This window comes from Agarivorans sp. MS3-6, from assembly GCF_054112545.1.
In genome coordinates this window covers 320268-337219 of the sequence record NZ_CM134202.1, presented here as the reverse complement: position 1 = coordinate 337219, position 16952 = coordinate 320268, and the positions used below count along the sequence as shown (strand labels likewise).

At 43.9% G+C, this 16952-nt stretch carries 14 protein-coding genes; 7 read left to right on the top strand and 7 right to left on the bottom strand.

What is annotated here, in order from left to right; genetic code table 11:
* Window positions 1-22: 22 nt before the first annotated feature.
* Window positions 23-2272 carry an ATP-dependent Clp protease ATP-binding subunit ClpA gene (clpA, locus tag ACVFI8_RS01595; RefSeq protein WP_248715196.1) on the top strand — a complete coding sequence of 750 codons (2250 nt, stop codon included), beginning with the start codon at window positions 23-25 and terminating at the stop codon, window positions 2270-2272.
* 65 nt (window positions 2273-2337) lie between these two features.
* On the opposite strand, the gene infA is transcribed toward clpA, so the two are convergent.
* From infA to trxB, 4 genes are all read right to left on the bottom strand, one after another.
* Window positions 2338-2556: a translation initiation factor IF-1 gene (gene infA, locus ACVFI8_RS01590; protein WP_016401030.1), complete on the bottom strand. Its 219-nt coding sequence runs from the start codon at window positions 2554-2556 to the stop codon at window positions 2338-2340.
* 83 nt (window positions 2557-2639) lie between these two features.
* Complete coding sequence (locus tag ACVFI8_RS01585; protein WP_248715197.1) at window positions 2640-3323, bottom strand: arginyltransferase; 684 nt, start codon at window positions 3321-3323, stop codon at window positions 2640-2642.
* Window positions 3308-4015: a leucyl/phenylalanyl-tRNA--protein transferase gene (aat, locus tag ACVFI8_RS01580; protein WP_457873804.1), complete on the bottom strand. Its 708-nt coding sequence runs from the start codon at window positions 4013-4015 to the stop codon at window positions 3308-3310. The genes ACVFI8_RS01585 and aat overlap by 16 nt, the downstream gene beginning before the upstream one ends.
* Window positions 4016-4120: 105 nt before the next feature.
* A complete protein-coding gene (gene trxB, locus ACVFI8_RS01575) occupies window positions 4121-5077 on the bottom strand; it encodes a thioredoxin-disulfide reductase (RefSeq protein ID WP_457872844.1) in 957 nt (318 codons plus the stop codon).
* A gap of 421 nt (window positions 5078-5498) precedes the next feature.
* Between trxB and lrp the strand changes: the two genes are divergently transcribed.
* The 5 genes from lrp to serS all read left to right on the top strand — a co-directional run bounded on the left by lrp (window position 5499) and on the right by serS (window position 12071).
* On the top strand, window positions 5499-5987 hold the full coding sequence (gene lrp, locus ACVFI8_RS01570) for a leucine-responsive transcriptional regulator Lrp (protein ID WP_248715199.1): 489 nt from the start codon (window positions 5499-5501) through the stop codon (window positions 5985-5987).
* A 187-nt stretch (window positions 5988-6174) separates the two neighbouring features.
* Window positions 6175-8655, top strand: coding sequence for a DNA translocase FtsK (locus ACVFI8_RS01565; protein WP_457873803.1), 2481 nt, complete (start codon window positions 6175-6177; stop codon window positions 8653-8655).
* A gap of 10 nt (window positions 8656-8665) precedes the next feature.
* A complete protein-coding gene (lolA, locus tag ACVFI8_RS01560; protein ID WP_457872843.1) occupies window positions 8666-9271 on the top strand; it encodes an outer membrane lipoprotein chaperone LolA in 606 nt (201 codons plus the stop codon).
* Complete coding sequence (locus ACVFI8_RS01555) at window positions 9271-10587, top strand: replication-associated recombination protein A (protein ID WP_457872842.1); 1317 nt, start codon at window positions 9271-9273, stop codon at window positions 10585-10587. Before lolA ends, ACVFI8_RS01555 begins: the two co-directional genes overlap by 1 nt.
* 194 nt (window positions 10588-10781) lie before the next feature.
* Window positions 10782-12071 carry a serine--tRNA ligase gene (serS, locus tag ACVFI8_RS01550; RefSeq protein ID WP_457872841.1) on the top strand — a complete coding sequence of 430 codons (1290 nt, stop codon included), beginning with the start codon at window positions 10782-10784 and terminating at the stop codon, window positions 12069-12071.
* Between the two features lie 178 nt (window positions 12072-12249).
* On the opposite strand, the gene ACVFI8_RS01545 is transcribed toward serS, so the two are convergent.
* The 3 genes from ACVFI8_RS01545 to ACVFI8_RS01535 are packed head-to-tail and all read right to left on the bottom strand — an operon-like array spanning window position 12250 to window position 15407.
* A complete protein-coding gene (locus ACVFI8_RS01545) occupies window positions 12250-12579 on the bottom strand; it encodes a TusE/DsrC/DsvC family sulfur relay protein (protein WP_457872840.1) in 330 nt (109 codons plus the stop codon).
* A gap of 40 nt (window positions 12580-12619) precedes the next feature.
* The gene (locus tag ACVFI8_RS01540; RefSeq protein ID WP_457872839.1) at window positions 12620-14689 is read right to left on the bottom strand and encodes an FUSC family membrane protein; all 2070 of its coding nucleotides are present in this window, start codon (window positions 14687-14689) and stop codon (window positions 12620-12622) included.
* Between the two features lie 52 nt (window positions 14690-14741).
* Window positions 14742-15407: a Bax inhibitor-1/YccA family protein gene (locus ACVFI8_RS01535; RefSeq protein ID WP_457872838.1), complete on the bottom strand. Its 666-nt coding sequence runs from the start codon at window positions 15405-15407 to the stop codon at window positions 14742-14744.
* Window positions 15408-15707: 300 nt separating this feature from the next.
* Here ACVFI8_RS01535 and ACVFI8_RS01530 point away from each other — a divergent pair, with 300 nt between their 5' ends.
* Entirely contained in the window at window positions 15708-16628 is a 921-nt protein-coding gene (locus ACVFI8_RS01530) for a manganese-dependent inorganic pyrophosphatase (protein ID WP_457872837.1), read from the top strand.
* Window positions 16629-16952 lie beyond the last annotated feature (324 nt).

Sequence of the window (16952 nt, the reverse complement as noted above, 5' to 3'; positions counted from 1 at the left end):
ATTGTCTTTAGGGGGCCTATGCATGCTAAATAAAGAGTTGGAACAAACTTTAAACCAAGCGTTTAAAGAAGCGAGACAGCAGCAACACGAATTTATGACTGTAGAACATTTGTTGCTGGGTTTATTAGATAATTCCGCCGCAAAAGAAGCCCTAGTGGCTTGCGGGGCTAACCTCAATCAACTTAATCAAGAGTTGAGTAGTTTCATTGAACAAACCACGCCTGTTATTCCAGAAGACGATGGCGAGCGAGAAACCCAGCCTACTTTAGGTTTTCAGCGGGTTCTGCAACGCGCTGTATTTCATGTGCAATCATCCGGTAATAGTGAGGTCAGTGGGGCTAATGTATTGGTCGCTATTTTTAGTGAGCAAGAAAGCCAAGCTGTTTATTTCCTTAAAAAGGCGGATATTAGCCGTTTAGATGTGGTTAATTTCATTTCCCATGGCATTCGTAAAGACGACGAGCCAAGTGCTGAGCAAGGCCCTGCAGAGACTGAAGCTCAGTCTGAAGATACCAAGCAACTAGAAAGCTTTGCCAGCAACCTTAATCACCTTGTACTTAAAGGCAAAATTGACCCTTTAATTGGTCGTGATAAAGAATTATCCCGTACCATTCAGGTATTATGTCGCCGCCGCAAAAACAACCCGCTTTTGGTGGGGGAGGCCGGTGTGGGTAAAACCGCCATCGCCGAGGGGCTTGCTTACCGCATCGTTCACGAAGACGTGCCTGACGTAATTAAAGACGCCACCATCTACTCTTTAGATATCGGCTCTTTATTGGCTGGTACTAAGTATCGAGGCGATTTTGAAAAACGTTTTAAAGCCTTACTCAAGCAGCTTGAAAATGCAGAAAACGCCATTCTATTTATTGACGAAATCCATACCATTATTGGTGCAGGTGCGGCCTCTGGCGGTCAACTTGATGCGGCAAACTTAATCAAACCATTATTAAGCAATGGCTTATTGCGCTGCGTGGGGTCAACCACTTACCAAGAATATAATCAGATTTTTGAGAAAGACCGTGCGTTGGCGCGTCGCTTCCAAAAAATTGATGTAGTAGAACCTACCGTCGAAGACACGACCAAGATTTTGATGGGCTTGAAGAGCCGTTATGAAGCACACCATGACGTACGCTACACTAAGCAAGCTATGCGCAGCGCCGCTGAGCTAGCGGCTAAGTACATTAACGAGCGGCACCTACCTGACAAAGCGATTGACGTGATCGACGAAGCGGGGGCTAGCATGCGAATGTTGCCGGTGAGCAAGCGGAAAAAAACCATTGGTACTGGAGACATCGAAGCCATTGTGGCCAAGATTGCTCGAATTCCTGAAACTAAGGTTTCATCTTCAGATCGCGAAACATTACGTGGCTTAAACGAAACCTTGAAAATGGTGGTGTTTGGTCAAGATCCTGCCATTGATGTGCTGGTTGATGCGATTCGACTCAATCGCTCTGGCTTAGGTGCTGAACAAAAACCGGTAGGGTCGTTCTTATTCGCCGGTCCAACCGGAGTGGGTAAAACCGAAGTTACTCAGCAGTTGGCAAAAGCCTTGGGCGTAGAGTTAATCCGCTTTGATATGTCTGAATACATGGAGCGTCATGCGGTATCTCGTTTGATTGGCGCACCTCCAGGCTATGTGGGTTTTGATCAAGGTGGTTTGCTAACTGATGCGGCCATGAAGCACCCACATTGCGTCATATTACTCGATGAGATAGAAAAAGCTCACGAAGATGTGTTTAACTTGTTACTTCAAGTGATGGACCACGGCACCCTGACTGATAACAACGGTCGTCACGCCGATTTTCGCAATGTGATCTTGGTGATGACCAGTAATGCAGGTGTTAAAGAGACTCATCGTTCATCGATTGGCTTTAAAGAGCAAGATTTAAGCTTTGATGCGATGGCAGAAATCAATAGGATTTTTGCTCCAGAGTTTAGAAACCGTTTAGATAACATTATTTGGTTTAACCATTTAGACGAAACAATCATCGAACAAGTGGTTGATAAGTTTATTGTGGAGCTACAAGCTCAATTGGACGCTAACGGTGTTTCAATGGAAGTGGATGCGGATGCTAGATTGTGGTTATCTGAGCAAGGTTACGACAGATCTATGGGCGCGAGGCCAATGTCTCGAGTGATCCGAGAGCAACTACGTAAACCCTTGGCGAACGAAATTTTGTTTGGCCGTTTAAACCAAGGTGGACATGTGGGGATTGCCTTGAAAGACGGTAAGCTAGAATTTCAGTATGAAGATGAAGTCGCCGAAGCCTAGATTTTATCTAACCACTAAAAAAGCCAGCTTTAGCTGGCTTTTTCTTAATTGCGATTTTCTAGCAATTAGCGCGCGCGGAAAACAATGCGCCCTTTTGACAAGTCGTACGGTGTTAGTTGTACCGTAACTTTATCTCCGGTAAGAATGCGGATGTAGTTCTTACGCATTTTTCCAGAAATGTGGGCAGTTACAACGTGTCCGTTTTCTAGTTCTACACGGAACATTGTGTTAGGCAAGGTGTCTAACACTGTGCCTTGCATTTCAATATTGTCTTCTTTCGCCATTGAGTCCTCTGTTTGACACGCACTTATAAAAACGCTGGGAGAATGCCAGATTTAGTGCCTTGTGTAAAGTTTATCCTCTAAATCTATTGCCATTTACCGTTAATAAATCGTTGATGGGGTGTATAGTTTTGTTTGTAGTTCATTTTTTGGCATTGATCGACTTGATAGCCTAGGTAAATCCATGGTGTGTTTTGTAACTTAGCTTGCTCAATTTGTTTCAATACCGCTAAGGTACCGATCGACAAGGATGCTAGCTCAGGTTCGAAAAAAGTATATACCGCACTAAAACCGCTGCTTTGAATGTCGGTGACACACACTGCGATTAAACGGTCTTTTAAATACAAACGAAGATATTGAGTATTTGACCATTGGCAGCTTAAAAATTGATGAAATGAGGTTTCACTGGTTGGGTACATTGAACCATCTTTATGGCGGGCCTCAATGTAACGTGCGAACAGTTGGTAATCTTGTTCGCTTAAACTGTTTCCCCAGCTAACTTGTACATCAACTGCCTTACTTAGTATGCGTTTCTGAGAACGAGAAGGCTGAAAGTCCTTCACATTTACGCGCAGAGATTCACAGGCTTGGCATTGGCTACAATGAGGGCGGTAGAGTTCATCACCACTTCGTCTAAATCCCATCGTTAATAACTGTGAATAATAAAGCTGCTTTTCTTCGGTTGTACACAAGGTGAAGCACAACTGCTCAAATTGTTCGGGTAGATAGGGACAAGTATTGGCAGGGCTGAGGCCTAAAGATAAGCGCATAAATCTAGCCCTTGTTGTTGCCAGCATACCTTATCAATCTGCTTTTCTTGCGAATCTTTTAACAGCCTTAAAAACCTTGCTCTGGGTAGCGACTGCATGCCAAGGCTTAATAGATGAGGGTTTTCTACTTGGCCATCAATGTAGTCGCCTCCCCAATGTTTAAAGTGCCGACAAAAAACGTGAAAAGCCAGCTTAGAGGCATTGCTAACAGTGTGAAACATAGACTCGCCACAAAATACACTGCCTGCGGCAACGCCGTATAAGCCCCCAACGAGCTTTTGTTCTTGCCATACTTCGACTGAGTGGGCGTGACCTAAATGATGTAATCTCAGATAGGCACTTATCATATCTTGAGTTATCCACGTTTCGTCTACCCGCAGCTCCGCACAGTGACGGATTACCTGCTCAAAACTGTGATTAAGAGTAACCGTGAGAGAGGTTTTCTTAATAAATTTAAGCATGCTTTTACTAATGGCGTGTTTTTCCAGGTTTAAACCAATTCTAGGGTCTGGGCTCCACCATAAAATAGGCTGGTGGTCGCTAAACCAAGGGAATATACCGTTTGAATAGGCTGATATTAGTCTGTCAGGGCTTAAACTCCCCCCGATGGCTAATAAACCATTGGGCTCGCTTAAGGCGCGTTCAGGGGAAGGAAAGGGAGAGTTGCCTTCAATTATTATTGGCTGCACGATGTCGACATGATGAGTGATAATCAGCCTTAGATTATAGCAAAAAACTTAGTTTAAACAGTAACAAACAATCAAGCCGATAAAGCTACCGGCTTGATTCAAGTAAAACTAGTCGTTTACGCTATCTAAGTAACGTTCAGCGTCTAAAGCAGCCATACAGCCGGCACCCGCTGAGGTGATAGCTTGGCGGTAAATATGGTCAGCGACATCACCGGCTGCATAAATACCCGGTATGCTGGTTTGAGTGGCGTTCCCTTCGGTTCCTGACTGAACTTTTAGGTAGCCATCTTTCATTTCCAATTGACCTTCAAATATGCCGGTATTGGGTTGATGGCCAATAGCAATGAATGCGCCCATAACTTCTATGTCACTCGTGTTTCCATCTACAGTGCTTTTGGTTCGCACATGCGTAACACCCATTTCATCGCCCAAAACTTCATCTAAGGTTTGGTTTAGATGAAGAACAATATTACCGTTAGCGACTTTATCCATTAATCGCTTGGTTAAGATTTTTTCACTGCGGAATTCTTCGCGGCGATGAATTAAATGGACTTCGGAAGCAATATTGGACAAATACAAGGCTTCTTCAACGGCGGTGTTGCCACCACCAACAACGGCCACCTTTTGATTGCGATAGAAAAAACCATCACAGGTAGCACATGCCGATACCCCTTTGCCTTTAAAGGCTTCTTCTGAGGGTAAACCTAGGTATTTGGCTGAAGCTCCGGTCGCAATGATGAGTGCATCACAGGTGTATTCACCACTATCCCCTTTTAAGCGATACGGTTTTTGTTTGAAATCTACTTCATTGATATGGTCGAAGATAATTTCTGTTTCAAATTTTTCTGCATGAGCGAGCATGCGCTCCATTAGTGCAGGCCCTGTGAGGCCTTCAGCATCACCTGGCCAGTTTTCAACTTCAGTGGTGGTGGTCAGCTGGCCACCTTGCTGAATTCCGGTAATTAATACCGGGCTTAAGTTAGCTCTTGCTGCATAAACAGCGGCAGTATATCCAGCAGGCCCAGAGCCTAGAATGACTAATTTGTGGTGCTTCGCGTTACTCATGATTGCTACAATTCCTTTACAGTTCTTGCTTGGTATATGAGGGTATAAATCTTAATATCAAGCGCCCAGTAGTTAAAAACTTGTTATCTACTCAAGAGCAGAAGTTTTGTTAGCTACAGCATAATAGGCTTGTTTAATCCCTCCAAATACTAAAACTTTATATGGATATGCGTATTTATCTAGCCATTAATTCGGCTTTTTACTTGATAGTACGTGGATTTTGTGGAATAAATAATGCTCAGGGATAAAACAAAAGTTTAAAAAAGTTTGTTCACTTGGGTTTTAGCTCTGCATCTTGCTTGGAATGACTTATTTGTGATGGAAAGGATTACCATAAAAATTATGCAATTTGCGTTGATTTTTGTGCATGAATAGTCAGTAACAAGCTGGTGTATTAGGGACAACATACGTATCACCATTAATGGAAGCAAAAGGTCGACCAATGAAGGAACTGGATCGTATTGATCGCAACATACTTAATGAGTTGCAAAAAGATGGCCGCATATCAAATGTGGAACTTTCGAAACGGGTAGGTCTTAGCCCTACGCCATGTTTAGAAAGGGTTAGACGCCTTGAGCGCCAAGGTTACATTACCGGTTACACTGCAATTTTAAATCCGCAGTATTTAGATGCCTCATTGTTGGTTTTCGTTGAGATTACACTAAACCGTGGCGCGCCTGACGTATTTGAACAATTCAATCATGCTGTTCAGCAGCTAGAAGAAATTCAAGAGTGTCATTTAGTCTCAGGTGATTTCGATTATCTATTAAAAACCCGAGTGGCCGATATGTCTGCATATCGTAAATTATTGGGCGAAACCTTACTGCGTTTGCCGGGTGTTAATGACACGCGAACCTATGTAGTAATGGAAGAAGTGAAGCAGAGTAATCGATTAGTTATCAAAACTTAACTGAGCGGTTTCCCCCTCCAATTCATTTTTGATAAAGTAAAACAAGCGGCTGGTGCCGCTTGTTTTGTTTTCAGCCAAAATAAAACACTAATTGGAATACCACTAGTTCAAGGGATCGCTTGTGACTGATTTAACAGACAACAGATTGTCTGGCTTTGCTCGAATTGCGGAGGTCTGTGCTATCGCAATGGGCGCTTTAGGTGTGTACCTAATGGTAGCCTTATTAACCTTTAACCCTAGTGACCCTAGCTGGTCACAAACAGCCGTTCAGCAAACAGTAGCCAACGCAGGAGGAAGCTCTGGTGCTTGGTTTGCTGATTTACTGCTATTTAGTTTTGGCTTTGTCGCTTATAGCGTACCCATTATTTGTGGCTTGCTCGCTTGGGCGTTATTTTGGCGGCCATGTCCGATTGCGCAGATAGATTTTTTTACTTTAGGGCTGCGTGTTATCGGCTTTGTTTTTACTTTTGCTAGTTTAACGACTTTGTCGAGCATTCATATTGATGACTTTTATTATTTTTCTTCAGGAGGCTTAGTGGGCGATGTATTCACTCAGCTGATGATTCCAGTGTTTGGCCTGTTAGGCACTAGTATCATTTTGTTAGCGGTATTTGCCGGTGGGGTTACCTTATTCACCGGCGTTTCTTGGGTTCAAATCGTCGAAAAGTTAGGCGCTACCTTGAACTCAATGTTCAACTCATTGATATCTTTGCCACAAAGTATCAAACAGAATAAACAAGCTGAGATCGAAAAAGACGTATTAATGCGTGACTTTGATGCCGATACAGCAGTTGGCTCTCAGCGAGAACCTAGCATTAGCGCTGAGTCAGCGCCTGAGGAGTTGCGTGAACCAGACACCGACCTTAGTCAGTACCAAGATTATTCAGAAAGTGTTATCGACGCTAAGCCTCTTGATAGTGATATTGCAAGTTACCAGCCTCAAGAGCCGCACTTTTCAGTGGAGTCTGATTTCGAGCAAGAGTTAGCCAATGCCAAAGATGAGGTTGAATTTGCGTTTGAAGATGAAGCGATAGACCCTCCCAGTGTTATTATCGATCAAACACCCCCCGAACCCATGCCCGACATTCCTTTTGATAGCGAATCGGTACCGGTTGCGCATAAGCCAGTGGTAAAGCCTGCTGTTACCCCCGCTAAGGCTGTTCAACCGACGTTAAGCCGCTTGCCCGACATGAATTTATTAGACAGGCCGAACAAAAAAGAAAATCCTATTTCAGCCGAAGAATTAGAACAAGTGTCTCGTTTGGTTGAAGCCAAGTTACTCGATTTTAATATTCAAGCTTCTGTGGTCGCGGTGCACCCTGGCCCCGTCATTACCCGCTTTGAATTAGATTTAGCGCCGGGTGTGAAGGTGAGTAAAATTACTAACCTTTCAAAAGACTTAGCCAGAGCACTATCTGCAATCAGCGTACGAGTGGTAGAGGTTATTCCTGGGAAGTCGGTGATTGGTTTAGAGTTGCCTAATCGATTTAGAGAGATTGTTTACTTAAGTGAAGTGGTAGACAGTCCGGTTTTCCATCAAGCTAAATCACCATTAACAATGGTTTTGGGGAAAGATATTGCTGGCCAGCCTGTGGTGGTTGATTTGGCTAAAATGCCTCACCTGCTTGTCGCCGGTACCACCGGTTCTGGTAAGTCAGTTGGCGTAAATGTCATGATCGTGAGCCTGCTTTATAAATCAACGCCAGAAGATGTTCGGTTAATCATGATTGACCCCAAAATGTTGGAGCTATCGGTTTACGAGGGGATTCCACATTTGTTGTCAGAGGTGGTGACCGATATGAAAGAAGCGGCCAACGCTTTGCGTTGGTGTGTCGGAGAAATGGAGCGTCGTTATAAATTGATGTCGGCGTTAGGGGTTCGTAACCTAAAGGGTTACAACCAAAAGGTACTCGATGCCATTGAGTCTGGTAACCCGATAGTAGACCCCTTGTGGAAACCCGAAGATAGCATGGCGGAGATAGCGCCAACCTTGGATAAACTCCCACATATCGTGGTAGTTATCGATGAATTCGCCGACATGATGATGATTGTTGGTAAGAAAGTAGAAGAGCTGATTGCCAGGATTGCCCAAAAAGCGCGTGCTGCAGGGATACATTTAGTATTAGCCACTCAGCGTCCTTCGGTTGATGTGATAACCGGTTTGATTAAAGCTAACATTCCAACCCGAATGGCCTTCCAGGTATCTAGTCGTATCGATTCTAGAACTATTTTGGATCAACAAGGTGCGGAGACCCTGTTAGGTATGGGAGATATGTTATACCTTCCTGCGGGTACGGGTGTGCCTACCCGGGTTCACGGAGCTTTTGTTGATGACCATGAAGTACATGCTGTTGTATCCGCATGGAAGGAGCGTGGTGAACCTGATTACATTGACGAAATTTTAAATGGAGAAGCAGGGCCAGACGCAATGCTACCCGGTGAGGTGGCCGAATCAGATGAAGAACTCGACGCTTTATTCGACCAAGCTGTTATGCATGTCACCGAAACTCGCCGTGGCTCGGTATCTGGCGTACAGCGCAAATTTAAAATTGGTTATAACCGAGCTGCTCGAATTGTTGAACAGATGGAAGTCCAAGGTATTGTTAGTTCACCGGGACATAATGGTAACCGTGAGGTTATTGCGCCGCCGCCAGTGCGAATTGATTAAAGAGTTGATTATGAAAACAATAATAAAAATAGCGATGCTGCTATTAGTATCGTTCAGTGCTTTTGCAAATGACGCCGCCAGCGAATTGAAGCAACATTTAGCCAAGCTAAATAGTTTCCAAGCCGAGTTTAAACAGGTGGTAGTAGATGCCGATGGAGTAAACATTCATGAAGCTGAAGGCAAGCTTAGCTTAGCTCGACCAGCAAAATTAAATTGGCAGCAGGTTGCACCTGAGCAAGATATGATGGTGTCAGACGGCACCACTATTTGGTACTACAGTCCGTTTGTTGAACAAGTCACTATTATGAATGCGGCAGAAGCGACCAGCCAGTCGCCGATCATTTTATTAGCCGACGACAGAGCTGAAAGCTGGGCTCAGTATCAGGTTGAAAAAGTACAACATGGCTACTTGGTTAAATCTAAAACTGACCCCTTACAAGCGGCATTTTGGGTGAAACTCGATGCTGACAATAGTATTTCTCGTTTCGATATTATTGAGAGTACAGGCCAACGCAGTGAATTTAGTTTGCAAGCCTTTAAAGCCAACCCTAAGTTATCAGATTCGCTGTTTAGCTTTGATACTCCAGCCAATACCATGATAGACGACCAACGTTAATGAGCTTGGAGCTGAATTTTGAGGCCGATTTTCGGCCTCTTGCTGCAAGAATGCGACCCACTGAGTTAGCGCATTATGTGGGGCAGCAGCATATATTGAGTAGTGACCAACCTTTGTTTAAAGCCATCGCTACCGGCCAGTTGCACTCAATGATCCTTTGGGGGCCTCCTGGCACCGGTAAAACAACCATTGCTGAGTTAGCCGCTCATTATGCAGATGCAGAAGTTGAAAAAATATCCGCTGTTACCGGGGGGATTAAAGAGGTCAGAGCTGCTATTGAGCGGGCTCAACAAAATCAACAAGTCAGCCGCCGCACTATTTTATTTGTTGATGAAGTACATCGCTTTAATAAAAGTCAGCAAGATGCATTTTTACCTTACGTAGAAAACGGTACAGTTATTTTTGTTGGCGCAACCACCGAAAACCCTTCTTTTGAATTAAATAACGCCTTGTTATCGAGAGCGAAAACTTATGTGCTGCGCTCGCTCGATAGTACGGCCATATTGCAACTCTTAGATCGAGCGATTAATCATGATCAGATCCTCAAGCAGCAAGGGCTTAGCTTTGAAGAGGGCGTATTAGACGCTTTAGCAAACTTGGTGAGCGGGGATGCGCGCAGAGCCCTCAATTTGTTAGAAATGATGGCTGAACTAGCCGAAACCAACGAACACGGCAAGTATTTGAGCTTTGCGCTACTGAAACAAGTAGCGGGAGAGCGTTATAGCCATATCGACAAAGGCGGGGATAAGTTCTACGACTTATTGTCGGCTTTACATAAATCGATTCGCGGGTCAGCGCCTGATGCAGCGTTATATTGGTATAGCCGTATACTTGAAGCCAGTGGTGACCCTTTATCGGTTGCCCGTCGTTGTTTAGCTATTGCCTCAGAAGATGTCGGTAATGCTGATCCTAGAGCGATGCAAATCGCTGTTAGCGCCTGGGACTGCTATACACGAGTCGGCGCTGCCGAAGGAGAGAGAGCTATTGCGCAAGCGGTGGTGTACTTGGCTTGTGCACCCAAAAGTAATGCCGTATACACGGCCTTTAAAGCGGCTCGGATTGCCGCTAAAGAGCACGGTGATGCTGACGTTCCGGTGCACTTGCGTAACGCCCCCACTAAATTAATGGCTGAACTTGGCTACGGCGCGGAGTATCGCTACGCGCATGATGAGCCAAACGCTTATGCCGCAGGGCAGCAATACATGCCTGAAGGCTTACAAGGGCATCAGTTTTATTATCCCCAAGCGCGTGGTTTAGAAAAGCAGATTGCAGAAAAGCTTCGTTACTTAAAAGATTTAGACCAACACGCCAAGTAACCGACTACTTATCGAAACTATTTTCTTTTTATTACCCAATCTAGTGGAAAGCTAGATTGTGTCTACTAGTAGTTGCTTTATAATAAGCAAGTTTTGTAAACCATACATTTAGCGGTGTTTTAGACATTGAATAGGGATTTGTTGTCTCCAACATTGCTAGTAATTAACTATTTGAATTGGAAGTAGGTTATTGAATGTTAGACGCTAATTTGTTGCGCGGCGAAATAGAAACCACCGCAGAGCGCTTAAAGACTCGTGGCTTTGAACTAGACGTAGCGCGATTGACTGAACTAGAAAGTCGTCGTAAAGAGCTACAGGTTCGTACCCAAGAACTGCAAAACGAGCGTAATACCCGTTCCAAATCAATTGGTCAGGCAAAAGGGCGTGGTGAAGATATAGCGCCTTTGTTAGCCGAAGTCGGCCAACTAGGCGAGAAGCTAGATGCAGCTAAAAGCGAGTTAAATGCCTTACTGGAAGAAATTAAAGACTATTCTTTAACCCTACCAAACTTGCCTCACCCTAGTGCGCCTATTGGTAAAGATGAAGACGAAAACGTTGAGTTACATACTTGGGGTGAGCTACCAAGCTTTGATTTCAAGGTGAAAGACCACGTTGATGTAGGGACTGATTTACAAGGCTTAGATTTTGCCAATGCGGTTAAAATTAGTGGGTCTCGCTTTATCGTCATGAAGGGTAAAATTGCCAAGCTACACCGGGCTATTGCTCAATTCATGTTAGATACCCATACCGAAGAACACGCTTACCAAGAGATGTATGTCCCTTACTTGGTGAACTCAGATTCGCTGTATGGTACGGGTCAAATGCCTAAGTTTGGTAAGGATTTATTTCACACTCAGCCTGCTACCGAAGAAGGTATTGGCATGAGCTTGATTCCTACCGCAGAAGTGCCGTTAACCAATATGTTACGAGACACTATCGTTGACGAAACTGAGCTACCCATTCGTATGACGGCTCATACACCATGTTTTCGCAGTGAAGCTGGCTCTTATGGTCGTGATACTCGGGGCTTAATTCGTCAACATCAGTTCGACAAAGTAGAGATGGTGCAGTTAGTTAAACCTGAGACTTCTTACGATGCCTTAGAAGAAATGCGCCAGCACGCAGAAAACATTTTGCAAAAACTTAAACTTCCATACCGTGTAGTGACTCTGTGTACTGGCGACATGGGCTTTGGCGCGACTAAAACCTATGACTTAGAAGTATGGGTGCCCGCGCAAGAGGCTTATCGTGAGATATCTTCAGTATCTAACTGTGAAGATTTTCAAACACGCCGCATGCAAGCGCGTTTTCGCCCAACGGGTGCTAAAAAACCAGAGTTGTTGCACTCATTGAATGGGTCGGGTTTAGCGGTAGGTCGTACCTTGGTAGCCATCCTTGAAAACTACCAAAACGCCGACGGTAGCATTGATATACCGGAGGTTTTACAGCCTTATATGGGCGGCGCAGACACTATTTCTATCTAGTGAGCAGTAAAGCCAAAAAAAGCGCCCTTAGGCGCTTTTTTTGTTTTAGCACTTATCCCAACGCCCTGCTAATCTGGTCTGTTTATGGTGTAGTGGATTAGAAGTTAATCGCAACGCCAACAAAAGGTCAGCATCCAATCTATGTAACCAATAGCGCATAGAAGCGGCAGAGTAGGCTTCAAATACACTTAACGGGTTTTGGTAAGCCTGCCACTTTGGTCGCTTGCTTGGCAGGTCCCTCAGGAAACAATTTGTATAAGTAACGACTGTTCCCCTTGTCTGGGCCAAACTTGTTCGCCATCGCTTTTACTAGCGCTCGCATCGCCGGAGAGGTATTAAATTCTAAATAGAAATTACGCACAAACCTAACCACTTCCCAGTGGGCCTCGGTCATCTCTATATTTTCAAGCTGAGCAATATGCGCCGCTAAATCTTCAGACCAAACATCTAATTCAAGTAAATAACCATTTTTATCGGTTTGGTAGTATTGGCCGTTAAATTCAATCATGGAAAACTGACTTGCCTTGTAACATGGTGATAGGGGGAGTTTACCATTTACCGTTCAACAGTAACTGGCGAATTTGTTTTAGATCTTTGCCAATCAACTGCAGCTGATAAGCAATGAGCAGCTCATTACCGACTAATTGCGGCAGCAACTGATTGATAGAACGCATCAATGTGTCGTGCTGTAAGCTCAAGCTTGGTCGCTGAGCCGATTTTAATAATAAGTAATCATGCATTACGATTAACTCATCTTGGAAGCGTTCACCTAAAGCCGCCAAACTTTGGGCGGCTTGGCTAGATTGTAATTGGCTGCGGTGAGTCGATAAAGCCGACAAGTGGGATAACAAGTGATGGCTTAGACCCACTAATTGATAGAGTTCAGGTGAAAGGCGCTGTTTGGCGCTGGGCTCTGCCAGCATATGTTGCCAATGCCTCACTAACTCAGCTTCACTTTGATATGCATGGTAACGGCTTAAACGGAATTCTGTGCTCTCTTCGGCTGACTGGTTAAAATATTGCTCAAATATAGCGCGTTGGTATGCTGCAATATTGGTAAATAATTGACTGATAATTTTGCGGCTTTGCTTATGTTGCCAGTCGGGCCAGAGATAGCGCATCGCGGTTAATGCCATCAACGCACCAATAATGGTAACAATAGTTCTTACCGCTAAGGCTTCATTGGCAGGGTAACCTTGAATGTCTAGCGACATGGCAACAAAGATGGTTATCACTGCTACCGAAATCGCATAGTTTACATGAAAGAATAAGAAAAACAGTAGGACTAAGCCGGGTAGTAAGGCTGTGGTAACAAGATCAGGTAGTGCCAAAAAGCTCAAACCTGCCGCTAGTATCACGCCAATTATAGTGCCGTATACTCGCTTATCTACGCGTTTTTTAGTGTCGTGATAATTGGGTTTAACAACCAGTAAGCAACTTAGCATTAACCAGTATGCGTGCTCGTCGCCAACCCCTTGGATCATCCCATAAGCGACCAACATAATGGTCGCCATTCTCAAGGCATGGCGATTAACGGATAAACTAAAATCGAAGAGCTGTTGAAAGTATTGCTTTAACGAAATGGCTCTAAAGGGGGAAAACTTTTGTTCAGGCTCGGGGAAGTGCTGTTCGTGAAAACATAAGGCCGTCACTTTTTTTAAATTTTTAAGCATATAGGCAAAACGAGGAGGAACGTCTTTTAAGTTGGCACGTGACCTTTCAATGTCATCAATGGCGAGGTTCAATTCCTCCTCTACTTCACTGTTTACCTTATTCGCGCCAATGACACGGGCTATTTTTACTAATACCGTACGTGTTTCGGCTAGCAAGGTTCTAGGGAGTACTTTTTGTAGGCGTTGATAATCTAAATGCGAAGAACTTAAGCGTTCGTGTAATAACTGAGCCTTAAAGAAGCGGTCCATCTGGCTAGAGCCAACCTGCTGTTTGTTGCGTTGCTGGTATACGTACAAACCATGTCGTATTACGCCGAGTTGTTCGGCAATATCGGCGCTTTGTGCCGTTAATTTTACTTGGATATCGTTGATGTTCGATTCACGTTGAAACAAACGTGTTTTAGTTAGCTGATATAAGCTGATTTGGCGAAAAATTTGATCTAATTGCTTATCTAGCCAACGCGTTGGGTATAGCGCATTGATTAATAATGACAATAAGGCATAGCTCAAAGCCCCAATGACAAGCCATAAAGGTTGTTGCCATGGGTTAGCGTAAGTGCTGTAGCCCAGCATGGTATAGATAGCGATGATTAACGAACATAAAGAAATAGCACCGTATTTTTGTCCTAATACCGGCATCCGCATAAATAAATAGGTAGAGCTAAATAAGCCCAATGCGAATAACCAAGGCCAAGGGAAGAGTAGGGTGACCGATACACTAGCTAAAGTGAAACTGAACGCCATTAACAGGGTGCTTTGTCGGCGGTGCTGATAAAAATCGGGGCTGTCAGAAAGGCCTGCGGCAACCACACCCAATGTCGCAGTGAGGGCGATATCAAGATTGAACACTAGGCCAAGGCTTAAAATAAGCGTAGCAAGGCCTGCTGCTTTTAAAGCTATCGTCCAGTTGAGTTTTGAAGCGTCAATAGGGAGTGTTAAGGCCATAAATGAAAACGCCCTGTACAGGACAGGGCGTAATTATCCTTGTGCAAGCTATCTAGTCGTCGTTCAAAAAGCCTAGTATTTGCAATAAGTGTACGAAAATATTAAATATATTCAAGTACATAGATATAGTAGCTCGAATATAGTTGGTCTCGGTGCCGTTCATGATGTTACTGGTATCGTAAAGGATAAAGCCAGAAAACAGCATCACTGCCGCGCCGCTGATGGCTAAGCTAAGCATTGGTATTTGTAAGAAGATGTTAAGCAGCATGCTTACTACTAATACAATGACACCAGCCATTAAAAAGCCACTCATAAATGAGAAGTCTTTCTTGGTGGTCAGCACGTAGCCAGACAAACCAAAGAAGATTAAGCCAGTCATGCCTAAGGCTTGCATTACGATTGCCGGGCCTTGAGGAAACTGCAGGTAATGACCAATTGTTGGGCCTAAAGATGCACCCAACAACGTAGTGAATACAAAGGTCCAAACTAGCCCCATAGATGAGTTAATACTGCGAGGTATCACAAAAAATAGGATGAGAAAAGCAGCTATTACCATAACAAAAGCTGTCGTGTGGCCGATGCCGGCGGCTATCGAAACGAAAGCTGCGATTGCACTGGTAAACAAGGTCATCGACAATAACGCGTAAGTGTTACGCAAAACCTTATTGGTCTCCAGTTTCGATGCAGCGCTATAGTTTATCGTGCTGGGCTGATTCATTCATTTCACTCCGTAGTTGACTGAGTTGTTTGTTAGTTTTGTTAAAACGAATAGCTAGTATAACGATATTTTTGCTAAAGAAAATCAAATCCGACATCTAAAAAGCTTATCTCGTGTCACCAAAACATCACTGAGCAATAGATTTTAAGATTAAGCGGCTCAAAGATGCCGCTTAAATTCAATTGGCTTTTATACAAAAGGTAGTATTGCACTCATCCACGCATAGCCCTATGATCGAACTATACACGGGGCTTTTTGCCTATCCCTTTTGATTTACGATTAAAGTGAGACGGATAACAGATGTTAGTACTAGGACACACTAATCCAGACTGCGATAGTATCGCTGGCGCGATATCTTTAGCAGAGTTATTAACCAAGCAAGGCACGCCTGCTACCGCGATTGCGCAAGGTGAACCGAACCCAGAAGCTCAATTTCTGTTAAATAAGATTGGCTTTGAAGCACCAGAAATCCGCACTGAAATTGCTGGTGAAGATGTCTGGCTTATTGATTACTCTGATTGGGGCCAAGCGCCGAAAGACGCTAAAAAAGCCAACATTCGCGGTATTGTTGATCACCATAAACTGGGGGATATAACCACGGCTGAGCCGGTTGAGTGTTGGATCCGCCCTGTTGGGTGTAGCTGTACTATTGTTTACAGCATGTACCAAGCATCGAACATCATCCCAAGTAAAGAAGCTGCTACCTTAATGCTAGGTGCTATCTTAAGTGATACGGTTAAGTTTAATTCACCCACCTTTACACCGATTGACCGCACCGCTGCTGAAGCATTAGCTGAATTAGCCGGTGTTGCTGACATTGACGCTTTTGCCGATGAGCAGTTTGCTGCCAAATCAGATGTAGCGTCAGTGCCTGCTGAAGAATTAGTACTTAGAGACCAAAAAGTTTACGAGATCAATGGTAAGCAGTTTGCTATCGCTCAATTAGAGTTAACCTCAGTGACACCTGTTCTTGCTCGTTTAGACGAGTTAGAAACCGCTTTAGTGGCTCTTAAACAAGCCAACAACTACCATACTGCGTTAGTTGTACTCACTGATATTACTACTTTAAATTCTACCGGTTTAATTTGTAGTGACGAAGCGGCCTTAGTGGCCTCTACGTTAGGTGGCACTTTGGAAGGTTCTGTTATTGACCTGCCAGGTGTTGTTAGCCGTAAAAAGCAAATAATGCCGCCGTTACAACGACAGTTTGACGCGGTTTAATACCTAAACGATTGCATGAAGCCAGCCGACAGTGCTGGCTTTTTTGTAAGTGTAAGTCAGTCAACTTACTTTTGTAACTCAAGATAACCTTTTCAATAACAACCTTGGCTAATTTGATTTACAAATTACGTTATTTTATTACGAGTTGCCCTGCTTGACCCCATTGAGTGCAGATATAGTGAATTTTTCTGCAAAAATAATGAGAAAAAACGCGTTTTTTTAGCCGCTTATACAATTATGTAAAAAAAAATCGTGTTTAATTTCAAGTCAAGTCTGAAATTCGGATTATATCTGTGGTAGCATTTCTTTTACTTTCGTGACGAA

Coding starts and splice junctions, on each gene's coding strand:
- ACVFI8_RS01565 (WP_457873803.1), top strand. CDS start 6,175: ATGGGCGCTTTAGGTGTGTACCTAATGGTAGCCTTATTAACCTTTAAC.
- trxB (WP_457872844.1), bottom strand. CDS start 5,077: ATGAGTAACGCGAAGCACCACAAATTAGTCATTCTAGGCTCTGGGCCT.
- ACVFI8_RS01555 (WP_457872842.1), top strand. CDS start 9,271: ATGAGCTTGGAGCTGAATTTTGAGGCCGATTTTCGGCCTCTTGCTGCA.
- ACVFI8_RS01530 (WP_457872837.1), top strand. CDS start 15,708: ATGTTAGTACTAGGACACACTAATCCAGACTGCGATAGTATCGCTGGC.
- ACVFI8_RS01535 (WP_457872838.1), bottom strand. CDS start 15,407: ATGAATCAGCCCAGCACGATAAACTATAGCGCTGCATCGAAACTGGAG.
- infA (WP_016401030.1), bottom strand. CDS start 2,556: ATGGCGAAAGAAGACAATATTGAAATGCAAGGCACAGTGTTAGACACC.
- ACVFI8_RS01585 (WP_248715197.1), bottom strand. CDS start 3,323: ATGCGCTTATCTTTAGGCCTCAGCCCTGCCAATACTTGTCCCTATCTA.
- ACVFI8_RS01540 (WP_457872839.1), bottom strand. CDS start 14,689: ATGGCCTTAACACTCCCTATTGACGCTTCAAAACTCAACTGGACGATA.
- ACVFI8_RS01545 (WP_457872840.1), bottom strand. CDS start 12,579: ATGATTGAATTTAACGGCCAATACTACCAAACCGATAAAAATGGTTAT.
- lrp (WP_248715199.1), top strand. CDS start 5,499: ATGGAAGCAAAAGGTCGACCAATGAAGGAACTGGATCGTATTGATCGC.
- clpA (WP_248715196.1), top strand. CDS start 23: ATGCTAAATAAAGAGTTGGAACAAACTTTAAACCAAGCGTTTAAAGAA.
- lolA (WP_457872843.1), top strand. CDS start 8,666: ATGAAAACAATAATAAAAATAGCGATGCTGCTATTAGTATCGTTCAGT.
- serS (WP_457872841.1), top strand. CDS start 10,782: ATGTTAGACGCTAATTTGTTGCGCGGCGAAATAGAAACCACCGCAGAG.